This window comes from Paucibacter sp. TC2R-5, from assembly GCF_025717605.1.
GTDB lineage: Bacteria > Pseudomonadota > Gammaproteobacteria > Burkholderiales > Burkholderiaceae_C > Paucibacter_A > Paucibacter_A albus.
In genome coordinates, this window is the sequence record NZ_JAJIRQ010000006.1 from 1 (window position 1) to 14794 (window position 14794).

At 54.3% G+C, this 14794-nt stretch carries 15 protein-coding genes; 1 reads left to right on the plus strand and 14 read right to left on the minus strand.

Annotation, left to right across the window (positions count from 1 at the left end; genetic code table 11):
• Positions 1 to 67: 67 nt before the first annotated feature.
• From LNV08_RS14675 to LNV08_RS14735, 13 genes are all read right to left on the minus strand, one after another.
• Entirely contained in the window at positions 68 to 1192 is a 1125-nt protein-coding gene (locus LNV08_RS14675) for a glycosyltransferase family 4 protein (RefSeq protein ID WP_263534474.1), read from the minus strand.
• Positions 1193 to 1200: 8 nt separating this feature from the next.
• Positions 1201 to 2649, minus strand: a complete 1449-nt coding sequence (locus tag LNV08_RS14680; protein WP_263534475.1) for an O-antigen ligase family protein — start codon at positions 2647 to 2649, stop codon at positions 1201 to 1203.
• Between the two features lie 25 nt (positions 2650 to 2674).
• Complete coding sequence (locus LNV08_RS14685; RefSeq protein WP_263534476.1) at positions 2675 to 4159, minus strand: oligosaccharide flippase family protein; 1485 nt, start codon at positions 4157 to 4159, stop codon at positions 2675 to 2677.
• 289 nt (positions 4160 to 4448) lie between these two features.
• The gene (gene epsI / locus LNV08_RS14690; protein WP_263534477.1) at positions 4449 to 5141 is read right to left on the minus strand and encodes an exosortase-associated protein EpsI, B-type; all 693 of its coding nucleotides are present in this window, start codon (positions 5139 to 5141) and stop codon (positions 4449 to 4451) included.
• Positions 5138 to 6040: an exosortase B gene (xrtB, locus tag LNV08_RS14695; protein WP_318014131.1), complete on the minus strand. Its 903-nt coding sequence runs from the start codon at positions 6038 to 6040 to the stop codon at positions 5138 to 5140. The genes epsI and xrtB overlap by 4 nt, the downstream gene beginning before the upstream one ends.
• On the minus strand, positions 6036 to 6944 hold the full coding sequence (locus LNV08_RS14700) for a polysaccharide biosynthesis tyrosine autokinase (protein ID WP_263534478.1): 909 nt from the start codon (positions 6942 to 6944) through the stop codon (positions 6036 to 6038). Before LNV08_RS14700 ends, xrtB begins: the two co-directional genes overlap by 5 nt.
• 2 nt (positions 6945 to 6946) lie before the next feature.
• Entirely contained in the window at positions 6947 to 8374 is a 1428-nt protein-coding gene (gene epsF / locus LNV08_RS14705; RefSeq protein ID WP_263534479.1) for a chain length determinant protein EpsF, read from the minus strand.
• Positions 8375 to 8383: 9 nt separating this feature from the next.
• Positions 8384 to 9232, minus strand: coding sequence for a polysaccharide export protein EpsE (gene epsE, locus LNV08_RS14710; RefSeq protein WP_263534480.1), 849 nt, complete (start codon positions 9230 to 9232; stop codon positions 8384 to 8386).
• A 41-nt stretch (positions 9233 to 9273) separates the two neighbouring features.
• Positions 9274 to 10332 carry an EpsD family peptidyl-prolyl cis-trans isomerase gene (locus LNV08_RS14715; protein ID WP_263534481.1) on the minus strand — a complete coding sequence of 353 codons (1059 nt, stop codon included), beginning with the start codon at positions 10330 to 10332 and terminating at the stop codon, positions 9274 to 9276.
• A 286-nt stretch (positions 10333 to 10618) separates the two neighbouring features.
• Positions 10619 to 11350: a bifunctional demethylmenaquinone methyltransferase/2-methoxy-6-polyprenyl-1,4-benzoquinol methylase UbiE gene (ubiE, locus tag LNV08_RS14720; protein ID WP_263534482.1), complete on the minus strand. Its 732-nt coding sequence runs from the start codon at positions 11348 to 11350 to the stop codon at positions 10619 to 10621.
• 45 nt (positions 11351 to 11395) lie between these two features.
• Entirely contained in the window at positions 11396 to 11812 is a 417-nt protein-coding gene (locus LNV08_RS14725) for a DUF971 domain-containing protein (RefSeq protein WP_263534483.1), read from the minus strand.
• A 115-nt stretch (positions 11813 to 11927) separates the two neighbouring features.
• Positions 11928 to 12068: a hypothetical protein gene (locus LNV08_RS14730; protein WP_263534484.1), complete on the minus strand. Its 141-nt coding sequence runs from the start codon at positions 12066 to 12068 to the stop codon at positions 11928 to 11930.
• 109 nt (positions 12069 to 12177) lie between these two features.
• The gene (locus LNV08_RS14735) at positions 12178 to 12687 is read right to left on the minus strand and encodes a DUF1993 family protein (protein ID WP_263534485.1); all 510 of its coding nucleotides are present in this window, start codon (positions 12685 to 12687) and stop codon (positions 12178 to 12180) included.
• A 108-nt stretch (positions 12688 to 12795) separates the two neighbouring features.
• Between LNV08_RS14735 and ybiB the strand changes: the two genes are divergently transcribed.
• Complete coding sequence (ybiB, locus tag LNV08_RS14740; RefSeq protein ID WP_263534486.1) at positions 12796 to 13716, plus strand: DNA-binding protein YbiB; 921 nt, start codon at positions 12796 to 12798, stop codon at positions 13714 to 13716.
• Here ybiB and LNV08_RS14745 read toward each other — a convergent pair.
• Positions 13713 to 14624, minus strand: a complete 912-nt coding sequence (locus LNV08_RS14745; RefSeq protein WP_263534487.1) for an NYN domain-containing protein — start codon at positions 14622 to 14624, stop codon at positions 13713 to 13715. The genes ybiB and LNV08_RS14745 overlap by 4 nt on opposite strands.
• Between the last annotated feature and the right edge of the window lie 170 nt (positions 14625 to 14794).

A 14794-nucleotide genomic window follows, 5' to 3' on the forward strand; every position in this document is an offset into this window, starting at 1 on the left:
GAGGTGGGCGAGTTTGCGGAGCGGGTTATGCAGCGGTCTCGACACCTATCCAAGTCCGAAAAAAAGCTTAACTTGCGAGACGAAATTGTCTGACAGTCGCTTCGTAAGCCTGTGACGTCACTTTCGCAACTTGCCCCCATGAGAGTTCACCGTCTCTCAGTTCAAGCGCACCGGTAGCTAAGGATTTGCGCAATAACTCATCCTTGACCAAGGATCGCATTGCGTCTGCAAGTTCATTCACATCTGCTGGATTGATAAGAAGACCGTTAACCCCGGCTCGAACCAACTCCGGAATAGAACCTACCCGCGTTGCAATGACTGGTCGCCCGTACCCAAGTGCCATGGCAGCCACGCCACTTTGAGTGCCATCCAGATACGGTAGAACAGCCGCTGTCGTGTGAGCGAAGATAACTCTAACTTCCTCTTCGCTGATGTATCTATTCATAACCCGGAACGCTTCCGGAACCTCATTGATTGCTGGCATATTGGGCACAAGATCCGAGCCCCGGCCAGCAATAACTCCAACGACAGACAAGCCCTCTAGCCTCAACAATTTAATCGCCTCGACAAAGTACTTGAGGCCCTTATACGCGTGAATGCGGCCAAAAAAAAGAAAACAACTTTCTACTGGAGACTCCTCAGACACACCAAGGCTATCACTGGACCCAAGTGGACCATGGTGAATTGAATGAACCCTCCCGCGCAATCGCGGCAAGATCTTTTCCACCTGAGACACCATATTAGCGCCATGAGCGAAAGCCGAATCGATACGCCTTCGAGCCAGCAAACGGTACAAGCGATACCTAGAAAATCTCATGGCCTTTGAGTCGTGCCCGCTGTGATTTTCAGGATCATGTATCGTCATTGCGATCGGATACCTCTTCATCAATGGCATCAACAACATCAACTCATCACGCAAGTTTTCTTGCAAATGAATAATTTCTGGTGAAAATGCTGAAATCTCTCTCCAAATCTTTCTAGCATTTCCAATAACATCAAGAAAATTTCGAGGATGACTGATCTTAACAATTCTCAGCTTTTCAGCAAGAAAATCGCTATCCAGCCGCGATCCAAGTTCGTTTTCCGCGTTATCAGCATTAAGTATAAGCAACACTTCATTCGATGTGGCCAAAGCAGCCGCAAGGTGAGCAGAATATTCCGCAAAATGCAATGCTATGAAAACAACTCGCAAAGTTCACCTCATCCAAATTTAACTATATTCAATCTGGCAGACCGCACAGATTCTTCATCACGTTTGGCACCTCTGTCTGCAACATAAACAAACATCGCCATAAAGGCAAAAAATTCACCCCCCAAAACCGAGTTCGGCTGCAAAGGCACTTCCACCATGGAGCGAACTAGAAAAGCAGAAACAAACAGGATCGAACCACCTCGCGTGATTGCCTTCGCCCGCCACGCATAGACCACCAGCAAGTACAAAAAAGCGCCATATGAAATCAAGCCCAAAAATCCAGAACGGCTAAACACCTGCAAAAACTGATTGTGGGCGTGGGACGCCCCAGTCAGCCCGGTACGCAGGCGCGTTTCAGCACTCCAGAAATTACCGCCCTGACCGTAAATCGGGCTTTCAAGGCCCGATTTGATTGCCAAACTCCAGATGTCAGTACGCCCTGTCGCAGTGGACAAAGAATCAAGGGCTTGGGCATTGAGCTTCCTGCTGACGCGGCCGAAGATTGAAGGATCAGCGACAGACATCCAAGTCACACCCACAAACACCAGCACCATCGCTACAAAGGCAACAATAACCAATAATTGTCCTTTATTCCCACCACGTTGATCGCGTAGCTGCATTTGCAAATGCCATCGATATACCCACAACCCGACGGCGCCTAACACCCCAACCACCAAAGCGGCTTTTGATTGACTCATAACCAGTGCAGTAAGCGCAGAAATGAGCAGGACGACACGCCAGATCTTTCTCTTCGAAGGCTCGCAAACCTCCAGCAGGAAGAGAGCCATCGCGGCAGCCCCAAGAGTATTGGCACTCGCCGTCAGCCCCCAGAGTCGATGGGTAAACCCGGGGATGAGTCCAGCATAACCTGGCTGCAAAGCCAAGGTTGGCGCAAAAACTGCAGCAAGCAAACTACCGCAAACCAAAACTATCAGTGTGTTCCTGATCGCTAAGATTGGATCAACCTCCGAGAATCTAAGCCACAAAAACAAAGCCAAAAATATGAAGAATGGATACAACAATGAAACATGAAAATAGTGATCTGGCGCAAATACAAAAGGCACCAGGCTAAACATCACATAAAATACCAGAAAAGCAAATGAAAGATCATTTGGCGGCTTCTTCCCGGCGATTCCAAATCTGTCAAATGGCAAGTTCCGCCACCAAGGCTGCGTAAACCATGCCGCAATCATCGTCATAGCAATACCAATAGCCATGACTAGCAGTATCTTCCCGCCAATAAAGCCCGACATGTCGCCTTCGCCACTAATTGCGAGAGCTTGATCTACTAATCGAAGTGTTCGCCCTGACAACCCGACAGTTACAACGCTAGCCAAAACGATCGAGTACATCAGTAACTGGAACATTCGAGCCGGCCACTGTTTGGCAGCCCGACTGAGCAGCAGCATCGCTGCTATCACACCGAGTGAAAGCAAAAATGCTAAAGCAAAATACATTCCCAATATCATTATTGCCTCCGAGTCAACTCAAATGAGCGCCGTCGTCTATACCCAACCATTTCAACAACCTCCGCCCAGCACCCAGCTTGGCAACAGCCAACAAAGCCTCAGGTGACAGGATAAAACGAGGCAATATTCTCAGAATAAAAACACCAATCATCACAAGTACACAGATCCAAATCATGGTGCCAAACAACGGAGTAAGCACCTCCCCAATAAATTCTGGGAGAGGTAACCCGGCGACAAGCAACAACAACAAAGGACCGCGAAAAGATTGGTAGCAGTCTGTCGGGCTTGCGAGTCCAATTCTCAACGCAGTACTAAGTTGCAGCAAGAGACGAATGACATACCCTGCCGATAAAACCCAGGCTACCGAAACCACTGAGAAATATATGCTGGCAATCAGCAGCATAGGAAGCGAAAGCAAAAGGCACCACGCCTGAGATTTGACCACCGCCCGCTGAAATCCGGATGCCGTCAAGACGGAACTAGTAACCGTACTCAAAGCCAAGGCCACCATGCCGGGACTCAGCGCAACCAGTAGAGGCGCGGCTTCGCTCCACTTTTTTCCAAATAGCAAATCAACCAAAAATCCCGCGTGTGCGACGATGAATCCATAGACCGGGAACACAACCAAACTTACCAGCGCCAACGATGCCAAGAACAAGCGGCGTTGACGTAGCAAATCGTTACTCAATGCTGTTGCAGTAGAAAAGAGCAGCACCTGCAAAGTCTGAACCAACTGCAGGGCAGGCTGCCTGGCAAGCACTGACGCCGCATTGAAATTTCCAAGCTGGGCGGCTCCCATCGTGCTGACAATTGCCCCCGTGGCATTATCAACTCCCCAGTTCAAAACATTTATGCCTAGAACATCACGCCCCATAGGGCCCGCGATGCAGGGCTTCATTGGATTCACCAACCGAAACGAGTGCCCAGCATAATAATTCCCTATAAATGCCTGAAGCAATACTTGAACGTACCAGGCCACAAGCAACGACCAAACACCCGCCCCCAACCACGCCAAACCCAAGGCGACAACTGGATAAGAGAACAGATATGCGCCTGTTGTTGCGTACTGCAACTCACGGAAACGTAAGTCCTTGCGTAGCCGTGCGTGCGAAATCGCGTAGAAAGCGATCAGAAGATACGATGGCGTCGAGCAACGAATCACCAGCCCGACTAATTCGTTATTCAAGTACGTAGCGATCGGGTAGGAAGCGCAAAATGCAAACACTGCACAAATTGCGCCGCCCAACAACAACCGCGTAAATACCACTGCAACCTCTTCAGGTTCAAAATTTCCTTGCACAAGAGACCATCCAAACCCTTGGTCAATGAGCAAAGAAAGTATGCCTACCAACAGCAGTGTGTAGCCAAACGTCCCGATAAGATCGGGGCCAAGCTCGCGCATCACAAAAACCTGCGCGGCCAGCTGGCCAACAATCCGAATCATGATGCCAAGATAGTTTGTCTTGACGCCAGCAAAAACCTTGGCCGACAAACTCATGAAAGCTCGAACCCGCGCGAATTTGATGAGCCATGTTCGCTTCCAGAGGAACAAATACTGCCTACCTCGGCGTCATTGGCAACCTCCGCTTCAAGCCTTGTCAAGCCAATCAATTGCTTGCACAAAGCAGTTTCAGCACTGAGATCATCGGAATATCCACAATGAAAATCGATTTGGTGATCACTCGGTGTGATGAGATGTCTTAAATCGGGAAAAATGCAAACATCACATCTACATCCAACAATAGACCACACATCCGTTCCAGCTAGCGCGGTTGGATTGCTGACCATCAATCGCCGGCCAATTTACCGCCAAAAACGCGCGCTCTTGCAGTGGTTTCAAGCGATTTCTTCATGGCCACAATGAAATCTGATTGCTGCTGGAAAGCTATTGCTTCGTCTTTGCCAATGCTTGAGACCCTTACCAGCATCCCGTCTGGAATAATCCCGCGCAATCCATACTTCATTTGCATTAGCTTTTGGTCTTGCCCTGATACCGCCGTGTATTCGCCCACAGTGAACCAAAAGGTTACTGGTTCCACTCGATTTCCTAATTGGGCCACCATTCGGCGTACCGGCAAATCACCTGCAGGCGTTGCCACCACTCCGGTACTCGAGGAAATAATCTGAAAACCTTGCGCTGGATAACAGACATCAGGCCGGTGAGATCTGGTTGCGTCAGACTGGTCACCCCCATAAGCAACCGACAACATTATTCTAGAACCATCTGGGCCAACATACGTACGGCTTAGCGTCTGTGCATACAGCTTCTGCAATAAGGCAGCGACATCGGGCGAAATAATTCCAACTGGTTGATTGGTATCTACCGTCCAGGATCCAATCGTTGCTGGGAAAATCTGCTCCAGATCGAGCTTCTTCTGCTGCTCAGCCAAATGAATTTTGGGCTTCAGTACCGGGCCAAGAACTCCTGCTAAAACAAAAAATATAGCAAGCAATAGTGCATTCCATCGCACGCTGTTCATTTCTGCTTTCCCCGACCGCTGTCAAAGAAAATTCCTAGAATCTTGTCCATAACCAGCATAAAAAGCAAGGCAACCATAAACAGAACCATACCCGCAAAGCCATGGACAAATCCCTGCCCAGCCTCATCACCGAGGTAATATGTCACCAAAACCAAAATCATGACTCGAGAAATATTCGCTACAAATGCTATTGGCACCAAGGCAACAGCAAGTGCTATGTTGCGCGCCGCGGAAGTGTATTTCATCAAATTCATATACAACATGCCCAACGCCTCTAACGTGAACATAGAGTTCAGGCCTGCACAGGCATCCGCTACCAATAGTTGGTACTGTCCAACCGTAAGCATGACACCTGATCGCCCAACTGGATATCCCAAGTAATATAGTATGTTGCTTGCTACGATCGACACGGCCATCTTCAGCGGCGCAGTCACCATAGAGACCAAAGACTCCGGAAGCGGCACCATAAAAATCAAAAAGAACAATGGAAACCAGATTAATCGAAGGCCAGCCCATCCCTTAAAAACCAAAGTTATAGATGCCAACACAAAGATCTGTGCTGTCATCATGAATATCCAGATATCCTGCGACACGCCAACAACAAACATCAAACACGCAAAAAGAGCCATCGCTTGCCCAGCCCAAGGTGCTGGCGTCGAGCAAAGCTCTGCAAGTTGGTGCCTAGCACTGAACAGCAGCCACAAGCTAACGGCAAAAATAATCGGGCCATGCCCCTGCTCATCGGTAGCCCAAACTGTTCTACTCAATTCCAAGTAGGCAGGCACGAACATACTAAGGAATGCCGCAGCAACCAGCAGAAAGGCTGGAATATCTAAGCTTCTCGGAAGGAAACTCGGGTTATCAGGTGTTGANAATAAAGGTCGAATATTAAAATTAATAGTCGTTCAAAACAGCACCCAGAACGCGAACAGATCCACCTGCCACACTAGCAACAAGCTCTTGCAATGCGTCATACTTGTTACTATTCTTGCGAGCCAAAACAATTACCGCACCACATTTAGAAGCAACCATACTTGCGTCCGCCCCTACACACGCTGCGGCTGTATCGACGATGACATGGTCAAACTTATTACAGAGTTCACGCATCAAAAGGCCGAACGCTGGTCGCTCGATCATTTCTAGCGGATTAGGGGGGATTGAACCTCCCGGTAGTACAAATAAGCCAGGAACACCTTCAACAGTTTGTATTACCTGCGCCTCTGACCGCCCGGATAAAATATTAGACAAGCCCGCTGTATTCGATACGCAAAAAACCTCATGCTGGCGAGGACTTCGCAAGTCAGCATCTACCAGCAATGTGCGCCCACCAAGTTGCGCCAAGGACACCGCCAGGTTCGCCGCGAAATACGTCTTTCCGTCCCCATGTTCCGGACTAATCACAGCCAATGCGGTACGTGCTTCACCTGCACCATGCAAGCGCATGGTGACTTGGCTACGAGCCGCACGAATAGCTTCTGCCTGCACTGAGAATGGCTGATTCAATGTCACCAACTCAGGGCTTGAAACCCTCCGTTCAGCATTTGCAAGCGGGTAATGAAACTGCTGCGCAAGTGCATTCAGCACATCATCTTCACTGGCCAAACCTAAAGCGACCGCAGCTTCGCCAAAACGAACACCTTTTTCGCGCTGATAGGCTAAAACTTTCTCGACTTCTTCCGCGCTAAGGCTTCGCGCATCTCGGATGATGTCGCCGATAGATCGATCTTTAAGGCTTTGGGTACCTGCTTGTTTAGACTGTTCTGCGCTCACGTTTGCGGCATCCTCAGATTGATAATCACTCATATTCAGGCGCTCTTGCTCGCGCTCTGCCCGAGCAGACCGCGATGCACGAGACTCGCGTTTGCAGCTCGGCCAAAAAGGCGTTTGGCAGTCGGACGTGGTACGACTCCAATAACGGGCAAGCCGACAGCCAATACAACATCTTCCACGCTGCGAATGCGCCGATCGGCCAGTTCAATGGCCATGGCGAGTCCAACTGCGAGCAGGGTTCCAGCGAATACTGCGACCAACATATTTAGAATAAGTCTGGGCGAGGTCGGTTCTGAAGGAGGGCTTGCTGGCGTCAACACGGACACATTGCTCTGAGTCACTTGGCTTTCCAGACTTGACTGATTCAAACGCTGCAAAATCAGGTCGTATGTCCGCTGCGCACTTTCCACGTCACGCAACATGACAGAACCTTCGTCTCGCACGGCCTTCATTTGAAGAACTTTGGTGCGCTGAGCGTCCAAAGAGGCGCGAAGCTCAGCGACCTTTTGTTGATTAATCGAGTTTGACACGCCAAGGCTGCTAGTAACCTTAGCTGTCTCTTGATCAATACGCTTGCGCAATTCGGCTGCGTTTGCCTTTGCTTCTTGCATTTGTGGATGGTTTACACCGTACTTCGAGTTCAGCTCTTCCATCCGAGCCTCAAGTCGAGCCTGATCCGCCTTCAAACCCGCAATCAAAGGGTTGTTCAAGACTTCCTGCATGCGATCACTCGAACCACCTTTTGCCGCAGACTGTCGGCTGCCTGAATCACTGGCTAGCGCCTGAAGACCGACCAACTGACTCGACAACTCATTCAGCCTCGCATTCTCAACATCTAAGCGCTCGTCAGACGCAATGATGCCTTTTTCTTTCTGAAATTCAGATAATTTGGCCTGGGCTTTCTCAACAGTCTCTCGCGCTTCCTTGGCACGAGTTTCAAAAAAGCTGGAATACTGCTTGGCTGGATCTACGCGCAGCTCAATGTTCGTTTCAAGATAGGCCTGAACAAATGCATTTGCCAAACCTGCTGCAAAACGCGGATCAGGGGCCTTGTACGCAACACTTATCACATTCGATTCCCGCGAAGGCTTTACGTCCAGATTTTTTTGAAACGAGTCGCCCAGCCACTGCTCGATTGAACCCTGTCCGCCGGTTTCTTGCTTCCATTGTTCCCGGACAGTAGGGTTCTCGGCTAGTTTCAAGTTCCGAACAACTTTGTATGCAACTCGGTCACTTGTGATCACATCAATTTGAGTTGCGATCAGACTAGGATTGATACCACTGCCGTACATAGCAGCGCTCAAAGGATCGGGTTTTGCATCCAAAACCACAGAGGCCACCGCAGTGTAATTTTTGGGAAGAAGCAAGCTGATGATAAGTGTCAAGCTTATCAAGGCAACGAATGCAGCGACAGCAATCTTCCAGCGCGCAACGAAAATGGCAATAAATTGTCCGAATGTCATACCGAATCCTTAGAACAAACTCTCTTTGACATACACAACGTCGCCATCTTTCAAACTCTCATCCATCGGGAGTTGAATGATTTCGACCTTGCCTTCGGCGTTCTTGCGGTGCACGCGGATGCCTTTTTCGGTGCCGCGCTGGGTGATACCGCCGCCGGTTGCCAGGCTCTGCATCAAAGTCATGCCGCGCTCAAGACGCATAGGGCCGGGGCGCTGCACTTCGCCGTAGATATAGACCATCGGTGCGCGGTCAACCCAGACCACGTCGCCATGCTGGATGAACACGTCTTGCGCGCCGCCGCCAGCGGCGAAGATGCCAGGTAAATCAATTTCCAAGCGGTAGGGCTGGCCATTTCGCTTGCCGGTGAGGATCAGCGTCTCGGAACCGGCTCCGCTGACTACGCCACCAGCATTGGCAACCAAGTCTGTCAGGCGCATGTCGGCGGTTTCGATCGGGTAACGGCCCGGGCGATTCACTTGGCCAAGCACGCTGGCTTGGTTACCCTTGACCTGCAAGACCACGATGGTGACTTGCGGGTTTTTGATGAAATTACCCTTTTTGAGCCCGTCAGTGATCAGCTGCTCGGCCTGCGTGACACTCAGGCCGCCGACCTTGATGCTACCCAGCAAAGGGAAGGATACGACGTTGTTCTCGGAGACGCGGGTTTCGAGCGTCAAGTCCGGGTTTTGGTAGACCGAGATCCGCATGACGTCGCCGGCACCGAGTCGGTACTCGGCTGAAGCGACCGGGCTTGTTGCTGTAGCGGGGCCTTGTGCAAAGGCTGCAGGTGCCAGAGCCAGCGCTTGCGCGCCAAACAAGGCGCAGGCCAGCAAACTCTGCTTAGATTGCTTCGCCATTGTTTTGATCATGGTGGGTTTCTTCATCTTCATCTTTGCGTTCATTTCAGACCCATGCCTTTGGAGATGGCGCTGGCGTCTAGGCCGCTTGCGGCTGGAGCCGCAGGCGTGGCGGCGGCTGGTGCTTCGCTTGGCGCAGGTGCAGGTGATGGGGCCGGGGTGGCAGTTGCTGCCGCAGCCGATGCGGCGCCATCCTTACCCGGTGCGCCTTCGGCGAACTTGCCAACGTACTCGATCTTGGCTGCGTCGCGCAGGGCCTTGATGTCTTTTTGAACCTGTTCAGACTTGCGCTGGTTGCTCAGGAAGGCTTCGATCGCCGGCTTGGCGCGGGCTTCGTCAACCGGCTGGCTGCGCGAGCCGACCAGGAACAAGACGGTCAGGCCGTTCGGGGTTTGGGTGACCGCGGAGTCGCCGTCTTTCATGCGGGAAATGGCGTCCAGACCGGCCAGTGGCAGTTGCTCGGCGGCGCGCACGGCTTGGTTGCCGTTGAAGCGAATCTCGTTGCTCTTCAAATACTCGGCAAACTCAGCCATGCTCTTGGACGACTGCAGCTTCTCGCGAATGGCCGGGATTTGCTCGGGCGTGGCCTCGATAGCCAGCTCTTGCAGGCTGAAAATACGGCGGTCTTTGAATAGCGCCGGCTTCTCGTTGTAATACTTGCTGATTTCTTCGTTGCTAGGCTTGGAGATGGACTCGCCGATGCGTTCCACATAGGCACGGGCAATGATTTCGCGCTTGGCAGCCTCGATTTGCTGGACCACCTTGGGGTCGCGGTCGATCTTCAGTTCCTGGCCTTTTTGCACGGCCAACTCTTGCTCGATCAGGCGCTCCAGCACTTGCTTGGATGCGGCTTCGGCTTGCTCGGGCTTGAGGCCTTGCTGGCGCTGCAACACAAAATTGATCTGGTGAACGGTGATTTCTTCCTTATTCACCTTGGCCGCCGTTTGCGAGGCCTTGTCGGACTTGGCGCCGCCGCCGCAAGCTGCCAGCAAAAGGGTCACCGACACGGCCGCAACGAGGGCCGATAGGCGCAGGGGGCTGCGCAAAGCCGTGCTCGCGCCCAGGGATTCTTTTTGTTGTTGAGTCGTCTTCAGCTTCATAACTTGTCTACCCTTTTTCCTAGCGTTGCTAAATGCCGGCCCCGGCATCTCTGAACTTTTGCCGCAGTGCAACACGCGGCCACCCCTGAGGGACGTGCGAGTGTAACTTTGGAAAATGACAATTCATCTCAAACTATGTGGCAAAACCCGGTGATATTACCTACGGTTTACCCGATGTTTTGAGCGATCACTGGCTTGATTGCCGAGCGGCCATTTACCCAAAATCGCCTGGACTGCGAATCTCGGACTGAGCCAAGTCAAGCCCAAGGCCGAAGCGCTCAAGGCCTCAACACTTGATCCCTGCATGCAGCGCCACCACGCCAGCGCTGAGGTTGTGCACATCGACATGGCCAAAACCGGCCGTCTTCATCATGGCCTTGAGCTCTTGCTGGCCTGGGTGCATGCGGATGGACTCGGCCAGGTAGCGGTAGCTGTCAGCGTCGCCGGCAATCATCTGACCCAGGCGCGGCAGAATTTTGAATGAATACCAGTCGTAGGGCTTTTGCAGCGGTGCGGCGACCTTGGAAAACTCCAGCACAAGCAGGCGGCCGCCGGGCTTGAGCACCCGGCACATTTCGGCCAGCGCCTGGTCTTTGTGCGTCATATTGCGCAAGCCAAAGGCGACGCTGACGAGATCGAAGCTGGCCGACTTGAAGGGCAACTTTTCGGCATCACACAGGCTGGTGGGCAGCACCAGGCCTTCATCAAGCAAGCGGTTGCGGCCTTGGCGCAGCATCGCTTCGTTGATGTCGGTGTGCACAACCATGCCGCTGTCGCCGACCTTGCGGGCAAAGGCGCGCGACAAATCACCGGTGCCGCCGGCGATGTCAAGCACGCGTTCACCGGCCTTGAGGTTGGCGACCGCCACGGTGTAGGCCTTCCAGGCGCGGTGCATGCCCATGGACATCAGGTCGTTCATCACGTCATAGCGCGAGGCGACAGAGTCGAACACGCCGCGCACGCGGCTGGCTTTTTCGCCTTCGTCAACGGTTTTGTAGCCGAAATGGGTGCTGGTCATGGAGTGGGCGCTTTCGAATTCGGATAGATAGAGAAGATTTTGGCCTCAGTGGCTGGCGCAGGCACTGCCGCCGCCCTTGGCCACCATCGGCTGATCACGGCTGAGGCCTGCTGCGCTCAGGCGGTCTTCATAGTCTTGCCACATGCGGGCCTCATGGGCGCCCAGCTCGTACAAATAGTCCCAGGAGAACAGGCCGCTGTCATGGCCATCCGAGAACTGGGGCTGCACGGCGTAATGGCCGACCGGCGCCAAGGCGGTGATCAGCACCTCGCGCTTGCCAGTTTGCAGCGTTTCTTGGCCGGGGCCATGACCCTTGACCTCGGCCGAAGGGCTATAGACACGCATCAACTCGAAGGGGATCCGAAAGCGCGCACCGTCAGAGAACGCAATTTCCAGCACGCGCGACTGTTGGTGAACGGTGATTTCGGTGGGCGTGGGGGTGGTGGTGCTAAGGCCGGCCATGAGGGTTGTTCCCGCTAAAAAAAACTGCTGCGCAAGGGCAGCAGTTTATCTGGCTGAATAGGCCGGCAAGCTCATAGGACCGCAGGCCGGCGTCAGGCCCTGGGCGGCAAAGCCCTTACTTCGCCTTCTTACTGCGATCGGGCACGACGGTCACTCGGGTGGGCGTGACCGCGTCAGGCGAAATCGGCTTTGGAGGAGAAGTGTCCTTCTTGGGCTTCTTCGCTTCCTTATTGGTTTTTTGCTGACCTTTTGCCATTGCGATCTCCTTGGGTGGCGCTCATCACATCGATATCGCGCCAATGTTGTTAAAGCTGTTTACTGCGGCCCCGAGTTTGCCATGAACTGCAAGGGGGCCGGACGCATGCTCAATAGGCGCCCATATAGTCCTTCTTGCCCACTTCCACGCCGTTATGCCGCAACAAAGCATAGGCGGTGGTGACGTGGAAGAAGAACTGCGGCAGACCGTAATGCAGCAGATAGTCTTGGCCCGTGAAGCGGCGCTCTTTGGGGGTGCCGGGACGGGTGACGATGGCACGGTCGGCGGCGCCATCGAACTTGTCAGCGGGCAAACCTTCGATGAAGGCCAGCGTCGATTGGATGCGAGCCTGCAGATCGGCAAAGCTCTGCTCCTTGTCCTCGGCGCTGGGCACCTCGACACCGGCCAGACGGGCACAGACGCCCTTGGCGAAATCGCAAGCCACCTGCACCTGCTTGGTCAGCGCAAACATATCGGGGAACAGCCGCGCCTGTAGCAAGGCGTTGGCGTCGATATTGCGCGCGCCGGCATGGGCCTCGGCCTTGGCCAGCACGTCGGACAGGCCGCCCAACATCTGCTTGAACACGGGTACGGAGGCTTGAAAAATAGGGTTGCTCATGAATGATCCCGCAGTGGATTGGTTTGGAAAGGCGCCATTCTGGCAGGCCAAGCGAGCTTTGGTTTTGGCAAGTTCAGGGCGGCTTGATCCAGCCACTAAACTGCCGCCATGCAATTTGCCCCCCTCATCAAAGAAATTGGCCGCGGCAGCAAAGGTGCTCGCGATATGGACGCGGCCACGGCCGAGGCGCTGTTTGGCGCCATCCTGGACGGCGCGGTACCCGATATGGAGTTAGGCGCAATTCTGCTGTCGCTGCGCATCAAGGGCGAGTGCGAGGCCGAGTTGGCTGGATTTGAGCGTGCGATGCAGGCGCGCACTGCGCATGTGAACGTGCCCGAAGGCCCGCGCTGCGTGTTGCTCCCCACCTTCAACGGTGCGCGCAAGCAGGCCAATCTGCTGCCATTGGTGGCGCTGCTGCTGGCACGCGAAGGGGTGCCGGTCTTGATCCACGGCCGGCATGATTTCGATAGCCGCGAAAGCCCGTTCGAATTGCTGGCCGCGCTGGGTCTGCCATTGGCCGATTCGGTAGCCGAAGCTTCCGAGCAATTGTTGAGCACCCATCTGGCTTGCCTGCCGCTGGCCGCGCTGAACCCCGGACTGGACGCCTTGATGGCCTTACGCCCTCGGCTGGGCGTACGCAATAGCGGCCACAGCGTGGCCAAGTTGCTGGACGCCGCACCGGGGCACAGCGTGCGAGTGGTCGCCGTCACGCATCCTGAGTACCTGATCAGCATGGGCGAGGCGCTGACGGGGCTGACGGCTGGCGGCGGGCGCGCGCTCTTGATGCGCGCCAGCGAGGGCGAGGCCTACGCGCACCTGCGCCGCAAGGCGCAGCTCTACGGCTATGCCGACGGCCAGCGTTCGGACCTTCATCCAGCCGATACAGACGACATTGATTGGCCGCTCTCAGACGCCTGCGAGGCCCAGGCCAACGCGGCGCTGATCCGCGCGATGCTGGACGGCAGCGAGGCCGTTCCGCCGCGCATCACGGAGCAGGTGCGGGCCTTGGTGCAGTTGGCCAAGACTTAAGGCGCTGGCTCTTCCGGCGCTGCCTGCCCAACTGGCTGGTTGGCGAAAGCCACATGGCCACCGCTGATCGCATCGACCTCGACCACCAAGTCAGGGAAGCGGTGCAAGAACTCCGAGAAGTTGCTACAGCCCAGCGCCTGCTCGTCGAACGAAGGCAGCAGGCGCTTGATGAAGACCTTGAGCGCGCTGCGCGACACATAGTTTTCGCCGTTGCGGTCAACCAGCTGCTTGAGCGCGCGCAGCAAGGCTTGTTTGGCATCCTCCAACGACGGTGAGCCGACGGCCTCCACCGACTCCACCTCGTCAACCGCAGGCGGCACGACGCCTGCCCCCGCTTCCAGCTCCAGCGGCGCGCCTTCAACCGCACTTGGCGCCGACGCGGCCAGCAGGTTTTGATAGAACTTGAACTCGTTGCAGCTGACCGTCCAGAAGCGGTTGCTGTAACCGGCCACGCCGACGCCGGCGATGAAACGGCCGGCTTGCTTGACCTTTTGCGCCAGGCTGATGAAGTCGCTGTCGCTGGAGATCACCACCACATGGGTCAGATGCGGATGGTTATGCACATCGCTGAGCGCATCCAGCGCCATGCGGATGTCGGCGCTGTTCTTCATATTCGAGCCGCGCGGGAACATCTGGATCAAATCGACCCCGGCCTCATTCAAGGCATGGCGGTAGTTGGCAAAAAACTGCCAGTTGCCATAGGCGCGGTTGATGATGATGTCGCCCAAGGACGCGGCATATTCAAGAATGGGCTTGAGGTCGACAAAGACCGGCTGCAGCTTGAGGCGGTTGTCGCGGTAAGCGCTGTCGCCATGGGCGGCATTGGCCAGCACGGCATGGAGATTTTCAAAATCCCAGTAGATCGCCACTTTGGTGGCTTCGGCGCGGGAGCTGGGGAATTGGGACATGTGGGCGATGGAATTCAGGGAAGGCGGGGACGCAGAGCTTACCGCGAGCGGGCCGGGCGAGCGAAGCGGCAGCGCTCTATATACGAAATTTCGAATAAGCAATTTACGAACAAATGGTTTGTATATCTATGAGCGGACTTTAAAGTCCGCCCCCTAGGGTTGCCACCATG

Excerpts from the sequence above, each read along its gene's own strand:
- epsE (WP_263534480.1), bottom strand. The coding sequence starts at position 9,232 with ATGGCGAAGCAATCTAAGCAGAGTTTGCTGGCCTGCGCCTTGTTTGGC.
- ybiB (WP_263534486.1), top strand. The coding sequence starts at position 12,796 with ATGCAATTTGCCCCCCTCATCAAAGAAATTGGCCGCGGCAGCAAAGGT.
- LNV08_RS14700 (WP_263534478.1), bottom strand. The coding sequence starts at position 6,944 with ATGAGTGATTATCAATCTGAGGATGCCGCAAACGTGAGCGCAGAACAG.
- epsI (WP_263534477.1), bottom strand. The coding sequence starts at position 5,141 with ATGAACAGCGTGCGATGGAATGCACTATTGCTTGCTATATTTTTTGTT.
- LNV08_RS14745 (WP_263534487.1), bottom strand. The coding sequence starts at position 14,624 with ATGTCCCAATTCCCCAGCTCCCGCGCCGAAGCCACCAAAGTGGCGATC.
- epsF (WP_263534479.1), bottom strand. The coding sequence starts at position 8,374 with ATGACATTCGGACAATTTATTGCCATTTTCGTTGCGCGCTGGAAGATT.
- LNV08_RS14715 (WP_263534481.1), bottom strand. The coding sequence starts at position 10,332 with ATGAAGCTGAAGACGACTCAACAACAAAAAGAATCCCTGGGCGCGAGC.
- LNV08_RS14735 (WP_263534485.1), bottom strand. The coding sequence starts at position 12,687 with ATGAGCAACCCTATTTTTCAAGCCTCCGTACCCGTGTTCAAGCAGATG.
- LNV08_RS14685 (WP_263534476.1), bottom strand. The coding sequence starts at position 4,159 with ATGAGTTTGTCGGCCAAGGTTTTTGCTGGCGTCAAGACAAACTATCTT.
- LNV08_RS14680 (WP_263534475.1), bottom strand. The coding sequence starts at position 2,649 with ATGTATTTTGCTTTAGCATTTTTGCTTTCACTCGGTGTGATAGCAGCG.
- ubiE (WP_263534482.1), bottom strand. The coding sequence starts at position 11,350 with ATGACCAGCACCCATTTCGGCTACAAAACCGTTGACGAAGGCGAAAAA.
- LNV08_RS14725 (WP_263534483.1), bottom strand. The coding sequence starts at position 11,812 with ATGGCCGGCCTTAGCACCACCACCCCCACGCCCACCGAAATCACCGTT.
- LNV08_RS14730 (WP_263534484.1), bottom strand. The coding sequence starts at position 12,068 with ATGGCAAAAGGTCAGCAAAAAACCAATAAGGAAGCGAAGAAGCCCAAG.